The 15,319-nt window shown below is 36.5% G+C and carries 25 protein-coding genes; 1 reads left to right on the top strand and 24 read right to left on the bottom strand.

From position 1 onward, the window contains the following. Window positions 1–158 precede the first annotated feature (158 nt). The 8 genes from DW963_RS03090 to DW963_RS03055 all read right to left on the bottom strand — a co-directional run bounded on the left by DW963_RS03090 (window position 159) and on the right by DW963_RS03055 (window position 4,915). Window positions 159–695: a BUD32 family EKC/KEOPS complex subunit gene (locus tag DW963_RS03090; protein WP_117913800.1), complete on the bottom strand. Its 537-nt coding sequence runs from the start codon at window positions 693–695 to the stop codon at window positions 159–161. A 188-nt stretch (window positions 696–883) separates the two neighbouring features. Beyond that, entirely contained in the window at window positions 884–1,459 is a 576-nt protein-coding gene (locus DW963_RS03085) for an ABC transporter permease (RefSeq protein WP_353652760.1), read from the bottom strand. 53 nt (window positions 1,460–1,512) lie between these two features. Then, window positions 1,513–1,920, bottom strand: coding sequence for an ATP-binding cassette domain-containing protein (locus DW963_RS03080; protein WP_353652759.1), 408 nt, complete (start codon window positions 1,918–1,920; stop codon window positions 1,513–1,515). A 166-nt stretch (window positions 1,921–2,086) separates the two neighbouring features. After that, complete coding sequence (locus DW963_RS03075) at window positions 2,087–2,740, bottom strand: hypothetical protein (protein ID WP_117913799.1); 654 nt, start codon at window positions 2,738–2,740, stop codon at window positions 2,087–2,089. An 87-nt stretch (window positions 2,741–2,827) separates the two neighbouring features. Beyond that, window positions 2,828–3,130 (bottom strand): hypothetical protein, encoded by a 303-nt coding sequence (locus DW963_RS03070; protein WP_147344568.1) that lies wholly within the window; start codon window positions 3,128–3,130, stop codon window positions 2,828–2,830. 83 nt (window positions 3,131–3,213) lie between these two features. After that, window positions 3,214–3,486: a hypothetical protein gene (locus DW963_RS03065; RefSeq protein WP_199669353.1), complete on the bottom strand. Its 273-nt coding sequence runs from the start codon at window positions 3,484–3,486 to the stop codon at window positions 3,214–3,216. 102 nt (window positions 3,487–3,588) lie between these two features. Further along, a complete protein-coding gene (locus tag DW963_RS03060) occupies window positions 3,589–3,804 on the bottom strand; it encodes a PF20097 family protein (protein WP_117913797.1) in 216 nt (71 codons plus the stop codon). Between the two features lie 322 nt (window positions 3,805–4,126). Next, window positions 4,127–4,915, bottom strand: coding sequence for an ABC transporter permease subunit (locus tag DW963_RS03055; protein WP_117913796.1), 789 nt, complete (start codon window positions 4,913–4,915; stop codon window positions 4,127–4,129). 138 nt (window positions 4,916–5,053) lie between these two features. Between DW963_RS03055 and DW963_RS03050 the strand changes: the two genes are divergently transcribed. Continuing rightward, complete coding sequence (locus DW963_RS03050; protein ID WP_117913795.1) at window positions 5,054–5,665, top strand: GNAT family N-acetyltransferase; 612 nt, start codon at window positions 5,054–5,056, stop codon at window positions 5,663–5,665. A gap of 39 nt (window positions 5,666–5,704) precedes the next feature. On the opposite strand, the gene DW963_RS03045 is transcribed toward DW963_RS03050, so the two are convergent. The 16 genes from DW963_RS03045 to DW963_RS02970 all read right to left on the bottom strand — a co-directional run bounded on the left by DW963_RS03045 (window position 5,705) and on the right by DW963_RS02970 (window position 15,261). Next, complete coding sequence (locus DW963_RS03045) at window positions 5,705–6,328, bottom strand: class I SAM-dependent methyltransferase (protein ID WP_117913794.1); 624 nt, start codon at window positions 6,326–6,328, stop codon at window positions 5,705–5,707. Then, window positions 6,325–6,885: a ClbS/DfsB family four-helix bundle protein gene (locus tag DW963_RS03040; RefSeq protein WP_117913793.1), complete on the bottom strand. Its 561-nt coding sequence runs from the start codon at window positions 6,883–6,885 to the stop codon at window positions 6,325–6,327. Before DW963_RS03040 ends, DW963_RS03045 begins: the two co-directional genes overlap by 4 nt. A 262-nt stretch (window positions 6,886–7,147) precedes the next feature. Beyond that, window positions 7,148–7,558: a peptide deformylase gene (locus tag DW963_RS03035; RefSeq protein ID WP_117913792.1), complete on the bottom strand. Its 411-nt coding sequence runs from the start codon at window positions 7,556–7,558 to the stop codon at window positions 7,148–7,150. Beyond that, window positions 7,558–7,899 (bottom strand): arsenate reductase family protein, encoded by a 342-nt coding sequence (locus DW963_RS03030; protein WP_117913791.1) that lies wholly within the window; start codon window positions 7,897–7,899, stop codon window positions 7,558–7,560. The genes DW963_RS03035 and DW963_RS03030 overlap by 1 nt, the downstream gene beginning before the upstream one ends. Before the next feature lie 2 nt (window positions 7,900–7,901). Further along, a complete protein-coding gene (locus DW963_RS03025) occupies window positions 7,902–8,120 on the bottom strand; it encodes an aspartate dehydrogenase (protein ID WP_117913790.1) in 219 nt (72 codons plus the stop codon). Then, complete coding sequence (locus DW963_RS03020) at window positions 8,107–8,580, bottom strand: YaiI/YqxD family protein (RefSeq protein ID WP_117913789.1); 474 nt, start codon at window positions 8,578–8,580, stop codon at window positions 8,107–8,109. Before DW963_RS03020 ends, DW963_RS03025 begins: the two co-directional genes overlap by 14 nt. Before the next feature lie 23 nt (window positions 8,581–8,603). Then, complete coding sequence (locus tag DW963_RS03015; RefSeq protein ID WP_117913788.1) at window positions 8,604–8,975, bottom strand: VOC family protein; 372 nt, start codon at window positions 8,973–8,975, stop codon at window positions 8,604–8,606. Next, on the bottom strand, window positions 8,972–9,313 hold the full coding sequence (locus tag DW963_RS03010) for a DUF4186 family protein (protein ID WP_243004233.1): 342 nt from the start codon (window positions 9,311–9,313) through the stop codon (window positions 8,972–8,974). The genes DW963_RS03015 and DW963_RS03010 overlap by 4 nt, the downstream gene beginning before the upstream one ends. Continuing rightward, window positions 9,273–9,413: a DUF4186 family protein gene (locus DW963_RS14120; protein WP_502694396.1), complete on the bottom strand. Its 141-nt coding sequence runs from the start codon at window positions 9,411–9,413 to the stop codon at window positions 9,273–9,275. The genes DW963_RS03010 and DW963_RS14120 overlap by 41 nt, the downstream gene beginning before the upstream one ends. A gap of 4 nt (window positions 9,414–9,417) precedes the next feature. Then, window positions 9,418–9,783, bottom strand: a complete 366-nt coding sequence (locus DW963_RS03000) for a PAS domain-containing protein (protein WP_117913787.1) — start codon at window positions 9,781–9,783, stop codon at window positions 9,418–9,420. A gap of 324 nt (window positions 9,784–10,107) precedes the next feature. Beyond that, window positions 10,108–10,926: an aldo/keto reductase gene (locus DW963_RS02995; RefSeq protein WP_117913786.1), complete on the bottom strand. Its 819-nt coding sequence runs from the start codon at window positions 10,924–10,926 to the stop codon at window positions 10,108–10,110. 327 nt (window positions 10,927–11,253) lie between these two features. Continuing rightward, on the bottom strand, window positions 11,254–11,952 hold the full coding sequence (locus DW963_RS02990) for a response regulator (RefSeq protein WP_117913785.1): 699 nt from the start codon (window positions 11,950–11,952) through the stop codon (window positions 11,254–11,256). Then, window positions 11,945–13,009: a sensor histidine kinase gene (locus DW963_RS02985; protein ID WP_243006524.1), complete on the bottom strand. Its 1,065-nt coding sequence runs from the start codon at window positions 13,007–13,009 to the stop codon at window positions 11,945–11,947. Before DW963_RS02985 ends, DW963_RS02990 begins: the two co-directional genes overlap by 8 nt. Before the next feature lie 60 nt (window positions 13,010–13,069). Then, window positions 13,070–13,249, bottom strand: a complete 180-nt coding sequence (locus DW963_RS02980) for a hypothetical protein (protein ID WP_022098252.1) — start codon at window positions 13,247–13,249, stop codon at window positions 13,070–13,072. A gap of 17 nt (window positions 13,250–13,266) precedes the next feature. After that, window positions 13,267–13,917: a potassium channel family protein gene (locus DW963_RS02975; RefSeq protein WP_117913783.1), complete on the bottom strand. Its 651-nt coding sequence runs from the start codon at window positions 13,915–13,917 to the stop codon at window positions 13,267–13,269. A gap of 9 nt (window positions 13,918–13,926) precedes the next feature. After that, window positions 13,927–15,261: a TrkH family potassium uptake protein gene (locus tag DW963_RS02970; protein ID WP_117913782.1), complete on the bottom strand. Its 1,335-nt coding sequence runs from the start codon at window positions 15,259–15,261 to the stop codon at window positions 13,927–13,929. Between the last annotated feature and the right edge of the window lie 58 nt (window positions 15,262–15,319).

The following is a 15,319-nucleotide window of genomic DNA, read 5'->3' as shown; positions in this document are numbered from 1 at the left end:
GCGCTGTAAAAGTAAAGCACAAATGAAAATAATGAGAGTATGCCAAACACAAGTGATGTCGAAGCCAATATTTTGTTGGTAGATATTTTCTCTTTCATTGCATAAATTTCTCCTTCAACTTCCAATTTTATAAAACACATCCGTTTCATATAGACGTATCATGAATGTTCTTTCACATACTGCAAAAATTCCGGTGTCTTTGACCAGTATTTTACACCCCAGTTTTCAAAATTCCATTCTTCCATGTAATCGTTGCACTCGAAATCCACATAATATATTTCTTCATTATGTACAACAAAATTCGTTGGAAAATAATCAATATTTGTATTGGCAGCATATAACAATGCACACATTTTATGCAATTGCTCAATATAGTCAGTTTTCATCTTGTCTTCTAAAACCAACTGATAAATAGTGTCACCATCAATAAATTCCTTCAAGATGCGTTCATTTTTCACATCTGTTTCAAGCATGGCAGGCATCTTTATTCCGATTTCTTTTAATTTTTTGTAATCCCTGATTTCTGCCTCAAGCTTGTTTCCGAACTGATAATAATCACAAGGTTCATGATGTATCTGCTTCAAAACATACCTGTTATTCCCAGACTCTACCAAATACGAATATCCACCTTTACCCTTTCCTAGCAATTTAATTATTGTATAGCTTTTCCCATTTACGGCCATTTCTTTATTCATGTGTTTTCTCCTCCTTCCCCACTGTAATGCAACCAAATCGGAGTGCTTGTAACGGTTATCGTCTGCCTTCACCATCTGGCAGCAATGTAACCACATAGTAAATAATTCCAAATACAGCTATACTTCCCATCATAATGCCAATCATCTGATTTATACTCACCACATTTCCATGAAATACCGAATTGCAATCAAGAGTGTCTCCTATCATTTGAAATCGGCATATAAGCACCACATATAAAACCATATCCTGCACTGACAATTGTACCCACAGCCGAAAGCTGTCCCTGTGTTGTCAATGGAAAGCTAATGATACTTGAAAGCGTACTTCCAAACAGGACGAGCAATATCATATCAAATAAAACCCATAATACGTCTGCTGCATTCATATACCAACCCATTTTAAGCAGATATCCCAGACATAATACAAACGCAAGTCCATTGACCATCAATGAATTAGCTACTGTTGACAGAAAATATCCCAAATATATTTTTCCCTTGCTGACAGGCGAAACATTAAAATCCTTCCTTGTTCCATTTGCCTTGTCCTGCACCATAGTCAGATTTACACAAAATGTTACAGTAATACAGCTTACTGCCATAAGTGATGCTGTCAGCTGTGCCGCCACGGTTCCATTGATGAGCTTATCCGAAATCGTAATCATATCCGGAATCGCCGCTGTAAAAGAATCTTTGAAAACCTTTGCAAGAAATGTAGCATACAGAACAATCAGAATAACTGGTGTGATCATCGATGTAAACAACATACTTTTATCTTTAAAAAATAGTTTCCTGTTCATTAATGCCAATACTGTTCTCATCAATGCTCTACAATAAGTCTTGTTGCTTCCTTCGTATTTCTTACTTTTAACTGATATCCATCACGTATTTTTTTATATTCTCTGTTCAATGACTTTATTTCATCTTCGGAAATACCATAAACAGACACGATATCCTGTACATAATCATTTTTAAGTTCAAATGGTGTACCTTCCGCTGCAATACTTCCTTTGTCAAGAATCAAAATCTTCGGTCTGTGCAATAATGCACGGGCAATGTCAATTCTTCTTCTCTGACCTCCCGACAGCTTACCTACAGGTCTGTTTAAAAACTCGTCAAAATTCAAAATCTCGACCAGCTCCTGCAATCTCTTATCAAAGGCATTTCCTGTAATACCATACAAAGCAGCCCTGCCAATGCACCAACATAACAACATATTAAACTTCATTTTGTGTTTTCTGCTAATATATACCAGATTTGTCACATCAATTTTCTTAAAAAAGTCACCATTGGGTTTGGTGCATTCATCCACAATTCAAATGCCTTTGCTCTTGTTGTACCTGCGGATTTATTTCCTGTTGCGCCATTCTTCTTCCCCTCCATATCAAATAAATTTATAAAACCTGATAGTACAATACAAAATATGCCAATACCGTACATAAAAAAGGAAATACTGTGCCTGGGAATCCCTTAAATCCATCTTTTTTTGAAAGTGATTTTACGGTAATTGACTGTATTATTGTTCCAACACATACCATAAACGCTACAAATACATAAGATATTCCAGACGAACTTAATACATGCGTTCCTGAAATCCACATAGCATAATACAAATAATCTCCAAACCCACAAGTCGGTATGAGCATACCATTCTTTTCCAATCCATATACAAACAACTTTGCTGCTACAGTTTTATTTGACATAGCTTTTGCATTAACAGTTCTTTTTCCAATTTTTGTAAAACTGATAATATCCATCGTAGTCACAACAGCTCCGATAGATATCGTACTCTCAAGATCAAGCTGTTTTCCAAGCCATATTCCAATAAACATAACAGCCAAAGCTCCAAAAATCCCATTGACAAACAGTTTTTCTCTCTTATATGGAATGAAAAACAGATTGAATATTATGTAGATTATTCCACTAACTCCTACAGTAATCAATAATAAATTTGGCAAATATAGATTTGCGATTACAGTACATGCAGAATACAAGAATATGTATAACAATAACCAGAATATTGTTTTGTTAATGCCATCCCTGTTCATCACTAATTTCCTCCAATTCAATTATGTTTCCAGATTATCGTTCATTTTCTTTTCCTCTGTAAACAAATCTGGGACCTTCTTCTCCAATTACTCCATATAAAAAATAGCTTTCACAAGCTTATTCTTTATTTCACAAATTTTATCCTTAAAGTATACCAATGCATAAGCAGTAATTAATGTTGCTGTCACTCCGGCAATACAAAATATTCCCAGTTGCATATCTGTTAATCTGTCACGATATATATCAATCTGTATTCCAATACCCATAAAGTTAATTTTCTTAAATGCATGTAATGCGAGCGCCACGATCAAGTGTGCACCTTCATGCACTATGTAATAAACTATTATTGCAAATAGAATGCCTATATATTGCCTTGTTCTTTTACTCATCATCATTTCCTCAATTATGTTAATCCATTATATTAAAATACGCCTGTAATCCGTTCACAAATTGTCCAACATGTATTCCATCATTAAATAGCAGTTCCTAATTGATATGCTTTTTCCAAGCCATCTGTATTTTTCACATCGCCCTTATCTTTTGCGCCTCTCACAAATACTGTTCCCGCATCTTCCAGCTTGAAATAATTTAATACAAGTCGATACTGCACCTTAATTGCATCAAACAACTCTGGTAATGTTGCTGCACCAACTAATATCAGTGCAAGCTTTTTAAGCTTAAACTCATTACGCATAGGTGTATGTAGTCTGTCAATAAGTGCTTTTGCTTCCTGATAAAACAACAATATTACTCACTGCCTGTTGTTCCTCTCTTTCCTAATATAATCACAAAAGACGTAGGCAATAAAAGTGCTGCTCTGCGTCTTAGCGTCTGGCGTCTGTCACTCTTAGTAATTAATCACTATCATTCTGCATTCTTCACAGCAGTTCGCTTCCACTCTTGTCCTGTGACTTGGTTTGAGTTTTGTTATTTCTACAAAACCCTCTGCATTTTTTGCATTCTCAAAAACTCCAGGTACTTCATTTGCAAAGCTGAAAGCTCCGTCCTTACTGCTGAATAAATATCCTTTTCTCATTTCTTTACCACATTTTGAACACTTCATCTTCTAATCCTCCCCCTGTGCTTTCTTCTGCCCTTTCCAATTATGATATACACAGACAATTGCTAACACAATTCCAAATGTTACAAATGACATTGCTGCCATAATAAATTCTCTCATATACTTATCTTACCTCCATTCTTCTGTAAGTTACCATTTGGTAACTTACATTATAGTAACCAAACGGTAACTTGTCAATCTTTTTCTAATCTTCTATCACTTCTATCGGATGAGCATCCGAAACATAAATCATCGCATCATAAAGTTCTGCTGGAGATGCCCATACACGATAGCCTCTTGGAAGAATTCTGTATAATATAGCCCTTTATTTCAGCAATTTCTCATAGGTGAAGTTTCCGGCAGCACCCCTCATAAGCAACACATCAAGCACCGCCAAGACGGCACCCAATCCCAAAAGAAGCCACAGATTGATCAAAAGGATGCCAGTAAATTGTCCAATAACCAGTGCGAGGATTGGGAAAATCAGAAATACAGCCCGCTGCTGTGCTTCTTCGATGGCTTTAGCCTTTGCAGAACTACGCACTGTCACAGCAATCGCAACAAGCGAGAATGTCGGAGCAATCAGAAGCATAATGATCAGCCAGCTTATACCTGGGATAATCAGATTGCCGGTCAGAAAGAAGACTTCCACCTCTACAACCAACAGCATGGCAGCAAACGAGATATAGGAAACCATCATCCCAACAGAAAATCCAGCCAGTATTTTGGATTGGAACAGTTGTCGCAGGGACAGCGGCGAATAAAGCAATGTTTCTAAGGTATGCTTTTCTTTTTCTCCCACAAAGGAGCTTGCTGCCATAACAGAGGATGCCATGATGGGAACAATCAGAAAAAAGGGCGGCATAATGTTATTCAATATAAGTCCCAATATTCTCTGCTGCTGACTGTACTCCCCATCTGCAACAAGTAGCATATCCAGCAGTTTTTGAAAATCCGAAGCAGCATCGGGTGCCTGTGTCAGAACAAGCACAAAAATCGACGGCAGGACAATAGTTAGCACAAGCAGCACGATAAGAAGAACTGCGAAAATCTGCTTATTTGATGTAATACCACGAATATCTTTCTTTATTAAGGCGAACTGTCCGCTATTCATATTTTTCACGCTCCGTTTCCGCATGTTCCCTTGTAACTTATCCACAATATCAGTTCATTATAAAAATCTTAGATTTTTGTCTTGACAACTGAGCCACTATAGAGTAACGATATATGAAAAAGATGTGAGCGGAAAATCATGAAGGTTGAAACATTATCAGAAAAAGATATCAATGCGATCGGGCATGCATTCGGTTATTATGAATATGCTCAGGGCGAGAAGGGGCTTGTTTCCGCATACAGCAGCAAAGACGCAGTCGTCAGTTATATCAACGGATATGTGGAAATGGTACTGCAGGCAGGTATGCTTTATACAACCGGTCCGCAGCAGGAAGCATTTATTGCCTATAAGCGCTGTGATGAAAAAGTGGGACTGAAGGCAGGTCAAAAGCTGATAAAAGGGATGTTTGCAGGATCATCCTTTGGTGAAGTGGTACGGATGCTCAGCATTCTCGGAAGCGGTGGAACATCTTCAATTGAAAAGAAACTGAAAAAGAAAAAACAAAAATACCTGTTTGTCGGATTGGTATGTGTGCGGGAAGAATACCAAGGGCAAGGCTATATGAGGAAAGCGCTGGAGCTTGCGTTTGCCGAGGGCAACAGACTGGGACTCCCAGTCGTACTGGATACCGATGCCAAACTGAAAAGTGATAAATACAGACATCTTGGCATGGAACTGGCAGGCGTCCGTACCTGCAAAAACGGCAGTAAATTATACGAACTGATCAAATATCCTGATTCCACGGTCTAATGAAATTAAAAATCATACACTGTCTAATGAAATTGGAATTTAATAATTAGTTTTTTTTGCAATCAAGACTCCAACAGGAGCTAAACCGCCATCCACTAAATTCACTTTGACGACTGTAAAGCCATAATCCGTAATAAACTCACAAAAATTTTCCTTGTTCCATTCTTTGTATGCTTTAAATCCTGTAATAGACATTAATCGCTTTCGTAAACCACTTGATTTTTTCTCTGCCCATAAGAAGGTTGGTGCGTACAAAATACCGTCTTTTTTTAATACTCTACGAATTTCCTGCATTGCTTTTTCAGGCTCTGGCATAATATGCAGTGCATTTGAAATTACTACACAATCAAAATTTTCATTCTCATATGAAAGTGCCGTTGCATCGGCTACGCAAAAACTAAGTTTTTCTGTTGTACCTCTCCTTTTCGCTTGCTTAATCATATTTTCCGAAAAATCGGTTGCCGTCCAGCTATTAGTACAATCAGACAATGGGAAAGATAGCTGCCCTGTTCCACAAGCTAATTCTAATACATTCATATCAGATTTGAGATAATCTTTAATATATCCGCAGATTGCATTATAAAATTTCTTATCTGACTCCATCAAAGGTGCATATATTTTTGCAAGTCGTTGCCAATAACCCTTGTTTGCCTTGTTTTTCATATCAAAATCTCCATTTTATTCAATAATACAACTTCTGAGTTATAGTGCAATTTTTTCCATTTTCTAATCTTAGTTCTAAATGTTCCGAATGGAGCAACTGTGTTAACATGTATGAACTTATATACTTCCCAGACAGCTGTCTTAGTTGCTTCGTCAGCCCATTTTCTCATATGTGGTTTAAATAATTCTTCCTCACTTAGCGAATCGATCATTGCATAAATAGAATTAATATTATCATTCAACATATCTTTCAACTCCTGCAGTGACAGATACGCATATGTATCTGTGAACCATTGATATAATTCACCAAGCTGATTCCATTTAAAATCATCTGAAGGAGTTTTGACATGAAGACATTTTCTTTCATCTGCTTCCCATTTAAGGACGAGCGTTGTCCATCCAACTTGGTAAGCGAGATTTTCTGCCGGAGTTCGGTCAACTTCATCAACCCTCTTATCCTTTAAAGATTCTGGAATATCATTAAATTCAATAATATACTTTGCAAAGCTTTTATTTATCTCTTTTTTAAGTTCATCTTTATTCTCGTATGTTCTCAATAGTCTATTTCTCCAAACTTCGATTTTATAATCAGATTTTTCGTAGCTTTCTTTTATTTAACTTTTCAAGTTCCTCAAGACTATATCTTCTCAAATAATCTTTGCATTTATCCCCATTCTAAATGCATCCATACATAGGAAGTCATCAAATCTGACTCCATGTTCCCGATCATTCAGCTCTTATACACTGCGCAGCTTTACCCCTTGTTCTTCACAAATCTTATATAATTCCTGTAACGTTGCCTGCCCCATAGACAGCTTTTTATATCACAATACCATTACAATGATCAATCTCATGCTGAATTATCTGTGCCGTCCAGCCGGAATATTTCCCATGCTGCTTTTTAAAGCTCTGGTCAAGGTAATCTACCTCAATCTCCTGATATCTTTTGCATGGACGGACACCTTCCAATGAAAGACATCCTTCCTCTGTCTGATATGCCCCTGACTTCTTTGTAATCACTGGATTAATCATTGCAAACTGAAATGGTCCTGCTGCCACAACAATAATATTCTTCTTAACACCTATCATATTTGCAGCCATTCCAACACAATGGTCAAGATTGGCTCGCAGTGTGTCTAGCAAATCTGTTACCACCTGCTTATCTACTTCTGTCGCATCCACCGATTTCTGTGCAAGAAATAATGGATCTTTTACTATTTTCTTTACCATTAGTTCCATCCTTTCCAAACATCCGGCTGATATCCAAGTGTAGACTGCTTTCCGTTTCTTACTACAGGAGTTTTGATTACCTGTGGATTCTCAAGCACCTTTTCCAGCTTGTCTTCATCAGCAGTATATTTAATGAGTGCAAGCAGGTCTTTATCTTTTCCATCCCAGTTAACCATATTTTCTAATCCCCCATTTGCCTGAGCTACTGAATTAAATTCACCTTTACTCATGCCTTTTTCTTTCATATCTATAAACTGGTACTTGATGCCACGCTCTTTGAAGAAACGCTCCGCCTTCTTAGTATCATTACATTTCTTAGTTCCAAATATCTGTATATTCATAATCAGTATTCCTTTGCTATCTCTTCATCTATTCCATACATAGCCTTAAAATGTTCGAGATCTGCTGGACTTTTCATCAGCATTACCTCTTCTACCTTACCTGTATGTATATCCTTAAAGCCTGCTACCTGCTCGCCATTGCAAATGCTCGCTTTAATCACAGGCTTTTTGTTTTGCTTATCATATGACTGTATTACACCTTTCTTCTTAAACAGTCCCATTTTGCTCACCTTCCTTCGCCTGTGCCATCAGCACAAGCTTCTCAAATGACTGTGCAAAACGCTCATCATCTTCATTTGTCCGCTTCTTAGGTCCTTTTATATGATTCTTAGCCGAACCTCGTCTTGCTTTCTTATTAAGGTGTCTTTCCATAAGCATCCTGTCAATATTTTCATCCGTGTACCACTTGCCGGACTGATGAATTGCATAGGCACCCTTACCAAGTGCCATTGCAGCAACGCCATAATCCTGCGACACCACTACATCCCCTTTATGACAAATGCTGATCAGTTTATAATCTACTGTATCTGCTCCTGCACCTACAACAATCACATCGCTGTAATCAGAATACAAAATGTGATTTGTATCACACAGCAATGTGGTGGAAATATTGTATTTCTCTGCTATTGTCTCGACAATATCCACTACCGGACACGCATCTGCATCTACAAATATCTGCATTTTCTCCTTAAATCCATTTCATATCAGTTATAGTTAATTGGTGTTCGTACTTCTATAAGATTTCCTGACGGATCATAGAATCTTACAAGTTTCTGTCCACCTTCAAGTTCCGTTAATTCCGTAACATAACTTACAACATACTTGCCAGACTCCAGTTTTTCAATAATACCTTCTATATCATTATCTTCAAAATAAAGTTCTGTCATATTGTTATGTGGAATTGTATGTATTTGGGTACTATCATACCATACATCTACATCCTGCAACACAAGCCCCTCAGACATTATCACATTGCCTTCCAGCCTTGTAATCACACGCAGTCCAAACAGTTCTTCATAAAAATCAATTGATTCGTCAATGTTATCAACAATAATCAATACATTTTTCAAACTCATGATTTATGTACCTGCCTCTCCATTTCTCGTTGAATCCATGTCATAATTACATCTACAAGATAATCCTGCTGCACCTGACTTAGTTCCTTGCCGGGCTGCATTTTATGCCACTTTCGGATGCACTCCCTACAGCATGTAGCTGTTGCGTGCTGAGCAATAAATGCCGGATAACCACGCATTGGTGTCTGCTTGCCATCATTTGCTATATATGCCGGAGCTTCTCTCTTTGCAATAAAGTCCTTAGCATGTTGTCTTATTGTATCAAGGTCTCGTCTCCAGACTCGGTCGTTGCTCCTGCTACGCAGGGTCGTCCACTGGACGACCGCAACCTTTTTCATTTATGTAATCAATATCTTTCTGCTTCAGATGAAAACTGCTTCGGAACTTGGAATTATCCAATCTATCAAACAACTGCTTATACCATTCATCCTTCGTCATATCATCACCACAAATCGTATGGTTTCATGGTTTCTGAATTTCGATATTCATGTTTCTCATAATATCCTATCAGCTTACTCTCATCTCTGAGTGCCACCATGTAAACATCTTTATTCTGTTTCTCATTATGAAAAGTATAAACGATATTATGGCTTTCATCTGCTGCAAACCAGTCCACTACCTGCTGTATTTTATCTCTTGATTCCGGATTATGGCAGTCTAACAGGCTTCTTCCGATAAGTTTGTCGCCGCCTCGCTTCGCATAGCTGGTAACAGCTGCCGGATTCATGTAGATAATCTCATGTTTAAGATTGCATATAACAACGGATGCCCTGTCCTGCTCAACAATACTCTTGTAAAAGCTGACCATCTACCTTTTTATGTATTTTTGTCTTTTTACTTTTTGTCAAATTTCTCCCACCTTTATATAATTAACAACTTTTGCTAGTATAGCGCATGTTTCGCATTTATCTTTTCACATTATAACATCTATCATATTTATCCGATTGGGTATGAGGTAGATAATTATTATATCTACCGCCTCTGTACTTATTCTATATATAGAATACACCTATTACAAACATTAATCAACCGTAATCACGCCGAATTTTAATATATTTTTACCCGTTTATCCATATTCGGTGCTTTGTGCTGTGTTTCGATTTGTGAAACCGATTCAAAAGTCAAGTTCCTCTTAAAAATTAAATGTTTCTGGGTCAGAACCGTGTTTTTCGTTCTTGTTAAGCTTATTTATGGCGTTCATATCATCCTCAGACAATTCAAAATCAAACACGTCAAAATTAGAAATAATTCTTTCCTGATGCGTTGACTTTGGAAGTACAATTATTCCTCTCTGAAGCTCCCATCTTAAAACAATCTGTGCAGGTGTCTTACCATACTTGTCAGCCAGTGCAATAATCACCTCATTTTCAAGTGTTCCTGCTCCGTTGCCTCCAAGTGGGCTGTAGGCTTCTATTGCAATACCATTCTTCTTAGCATATTCAACATTTTCAATATTAGCGTAATAAGGATGAATCTCAATCTGGTTAACCGCTGGTACAACTGTCCAGTTTTCACTGAGAGTCTCAAGATGATGAACATTGAAGTTACTTACACCGATTGCCTTGATTTTGCCAGCCTTGTACAAGTCCTCCATATCTGCCCACGCCTTCTCATAACCGTTAGCTGGCCAGTGAATAAGATACAAGTCTATGTAATCAAGTCCCATGTCTTCCAAGCTCTGTAAAAATGCTTCTTTAGTTCTTCCCTGTCTAATATCCTCATTCCAAAGCTTAGTTGTAACAAATATATCCCTTCTGTCAATGCCACTCATACGTATGCCTTCGCCTACGCTTTTTTCATTGCCGTAAACCTTAGCTGTATCAATATGTCTGTATCCAGCCTCAATCGCCCATTTTACTGCATTAGCTGTATCAGCTCCGTCTGGTGTTCTAAAAACACCAAGACCTATCTGTGGAATTTTAACTCCATTATTTAATGTAATATAATTCATATAATTCAAATCTCCTTTATCTGTTTTCTTTCATTTTACACCATGTAAACGTTCAATTTCAATTATAGTATTGAGTCCTCTTACCTCAAAATTGATATGAAAAAATAGGACTTAAATCATTCAAGCCCTTGTTTTATAAGGTTTCTCTTGATTTAGTCCTATTTTAACGTATGCCCCTTTTATAATTAAAGGATATCTGTGAGCATTATTTTTCCATTCATTTAAAAATAAATCTGCTTATCTGGTTAAATATCCAATATAATTAACCTCCATATATTTTATGGTTATATTATACACCGTTTTACACTTTTATGAGGAAATCCATAATTATACTCTTAGCATTCTGTATCCTATACCAATATGCGTCTGTATATACTGCGGGGAATTGACATCTTTTTCAATTTTCTTTCTTAATGTTGCCATAAATACTCTAAGTGATGCCAGATCATTTTCCCATGAACTGCCCCATATATTCTTAGTAATATAAGTGTATGTCAGCACTCTTCCGACATTTCTTGATAATAATATGAGAAGCTTATATTCAATAGGTGTAAGATGCAGCTCCTCTCCATTCAGATATGCACAGCCAGCTGCATAGTCAATTTTTAAATCTCCATTCTCGAATACACTTGTATTCTGAGTCATATCCGTCTGCATAAGTGACAGTCTTCTTACTGTTACACGCAGCCTTGCAAGAAGCTCATCTACTGAAAATGGCTTTGTAAGATAATCGTCTGCCCCTGCATCAAGTGCTTCTATCTTATCCGCATCTTCAGTTCTTGCGCTTATAACAATTATTGGTATATTAGTCCATGTTCTTATCTTTTTTATAACTTCCACCCCATCTATATCAGGAAGTCCTAAGTCTAGCAGAATTATATCAGGATTATGTGATGCGGTCTGTGAAATAGCACTCTCTCCATTCACAGCAGTTAAATACCTGTAATTATTAGTTTTTAATGTTGTTGTTATAAGATTTCTTATTGGTGAATCATCCTCAACTACAAGAACCTGTGTTTTATTCATTTAAATGTACCTCACTTAACTGCAGCTTGAATTCAAAAATGCATCCATGTGGTGTATTATCCCTTAATTCCAGTTCACTTCCATGTGCATTTATAATAGTTTTACATAAAGATAACCCAAGTCCGAGACTTCTTCTGTTATCTGCGATTTCATTGTTACAGGTAAAAAATGTATCAAATACATTTTCTTTCATGTCATCAGGTATTCCCGCGCCATTATCTTCAATGGATATAATTACATATCTGCCTTCTTTTCTTGCTTTAATATATATATCAGAGCCTTCCTGTGTATACTTTATCGCATTATCGACTATATTAATAATAACCTGTATTATAAGTCTGGCGTCCATTTTCACAAGAAGCAGTTCTTTGCCGCAATCCACATGTATTTTATGTTCACAGCTTTTTCTGTTGATATGTTTTAACGCTTCAGCAATAACTTCATCTATCAGCTGGTCAGACATATTAAGAGTTACTGTTCCATCCTCAAATCTTGTTACAAACAATATATTCTCTACAAGACTGATTAACCATTCTGAATCATCATATATATCTGTAAATATCTGCTCTCTCGTATCATTATCAAGCTTATCATAATTGTACATAAGATTATTGGCATTACCTGATATTGATGTGAGTGGTGTTCTTAAATCGTGTGAAATCGTCCTTAAAAGATTAGCCCTTAACTGTAGTGTCTTTTCCCTGTAAGCAGCCTGTTCTGACATACGAACATGTTTTTTCAGTTTAGATGCCAAAGTTCCTGTAAGCATTGACGCAGCAAGCATAATAACACATGTGAGCGGATATCCTGTGTCATATGTATGAAAAGTAAATCTTGGTTCTGTCAGGAAGAAATTCATCAGAACAACACTTACAAGCGAACCCGCCACACTCCAGATATATCCATTAGTGAATATCGAAAGCAAAAGCACGCACAGAAGATATACCATAGTAACATTTGATTCTGTAAATCCAATATATATAAGCAGCATTCCTATTACTGTTGCAATGCTTAAATAGCCTATTGTTATTAAGAATTCTTTTACAAGTTTTTTCAATGTCTTTTCCGTTATAATTACCACCTTATTTTATTTTGTATATAATAACACATTTTCAATTTAATATCTCTTTTTTTCGTTATCATCACTTTCATTCAATACAGCATTCATTGTATCTTTGTCATTGGTTCTTCTTGTTCTGTTCATAAATCCGTCTATTTTATTCATAACATACCATCCTGCTGCCATAAATAATAATATCACAACTATCAGTATTATTATAATTAATCCCGTCTTCATGCTCATGCCCCCTAATCTTAAACCTTAAAGCATTTTTTCAGATTTTTATAATCTCCTAACACAAGTAATGTAATATCTTCTGTAAGTACAATATCTGGTTCAACATTTACATTTATTGAGTCATTATGCTTTATAGCCATTATGTTTACTCCATATTTTTTTCTTATATCAAGTTCAATAATACTTTTTCCTAACCACGACTCAGGAACTTCCACTTCAAGAATTGCATGAGTATTATCCAGTTGTATTAAATCAAGAATATGGTCCGCAGTATAGCGTACTGCAGCCCACTTTGCTTCGTGTTTTTCAGGATATACAACCGCATCTGCACCATTACGCAGCAGGAATTTTTCCTGTACATCCCGCTCAGCTCTTGATACCACATATCTGGCGCCAAGTTCCTTTAACAGCGATGTTGTTTCCAGCGAATTCTGAAAACTGTCACCAATTGTCACCATACACACATCAAAATTTCCAACACCTAATGATTTTAAAAATTCAGCATTCGTGCTGTCTCCAATCTGTGCATTTGTGACTATATTCATAACATCGTTAATTCTGGTCTCATCAATATCAACTGCCATCACCTGATGTCCAAGCTGATTAAGCTGCATAGCCATATGTTTTCCAAATCTTCCGGCTCCTATAAGTAATACATTCTTTTTCATATTGTGCTCCTATCCTATATTAATCTTTTCTTCAGGAAATTTTGAATAGCTGTTTCCATTTCCAGAAAAAGCAGCATATATTAAAGTAAGACCGCCAACTCTGCCCATAAACATAAGAATAATAAGAACAATTCTTGATAATATTCCAAGCTGTGGAGTAATACCTAATGTCAATCCGACCGTACCTACTGCTGATGCTGTTTCAAAAAGACATTTTCCTAATGAAATTCCATCTGTGACATTTATAATAAATGCGCCTGTAACAAATAATGTAATGTACATCATAGCTATCGTAGCTGCATTTTTAACTGTATCGTTATCTATTCTTCTTTCAAAAAAATGAATATTCTTATTTCTCTTAAATGTTGCAACCATGTTTCCCATAAGAACTGCAAATGTAGTTGTTTTCATACCACCTGCTGTTGAACCTGGTGAACCACCTATAAGCATAAGAACAATCATAATCATTACAGATGCCTGTTTCATTGCATTAAGGTCAACCGTATTAAATCCAGCAGTCCTTAATGTCACTGATTGAAAAAGTGCCTTAAATACAGGCATTTTCTCGCTTCCAGTCATCATATCATTTATCATAAATATAATTGCAGGTACTGTTATAAGAACGGCTGTTGTAACAATTATTAATTTGCTCTGCATCTTATATCTTTTAAAATGATACTTATTATTCTTAATATCTTCCCACGTAACAAATCCAATTCCACCTATCACAATAAGAAGCATCAATGTAATATTAATAACAGGATTACAGGCATATGTCGTCATTGAAGCAAATTGATTATCCGCTGTTCCCAGCACATCAAATCCTGCATTACAGAATGCTGATATTGAATGAAATATTGCAAACCAGATTCCTTTCAATCCATAATCCCGGCAGAATACCGGCATCATAAGCAATGCTCCTGATAATTCTATAATGAATGTTCCTTTTAATATAAATCCGGTAAGCCTGACTACTCCGCCAACCACTGGTGCTGATACAGATTCCTGCATAAAGCTTCTCTGCATTAAAGACACTTTCTTTCCTGACAATAAAGAAAATGCAATGGCAACAGTAATTACGCCAAGACCTCCTATCTGTATAAGCGTAATTATTACAAGCTGCCCAAATGAAGACCAGTAACTTCCTGTATCCAGTACTACTAATCCGGTTACACATACCGCTGATGTAGAAGTAAATAATGCATCACTAAACGGTGTTACACAGCCACTGGCTGATGAAACCGGCAGCATAAGAAGCAATGCTCCTAATATAATTAATCCACCAAATCCAATTGTTATAACCCGGAATGATGACAAATGTTTTCTTATCCTGTTGTCAAACATAAAAAATTCCCCTTTTCTAACATAATTGAAATCTACCAGAATTATGTTAAAAAAGGGG

Origin of the sequence: Eubacterium sp. AM46-8 (genome assembly GCF_003466705.1) — a bacterium.
In the GTDB taxonomy this organism is placed as follows: domain Bacteria; phylum Bacillota; class Clostridia; order Lachnospirales; family Lachnospiraceae; genus Lachnospira.
Note: the sequence above shows the minus strand (reverse complement) of the source record. Positions and strands in the feature narration are given on the sequence as shown.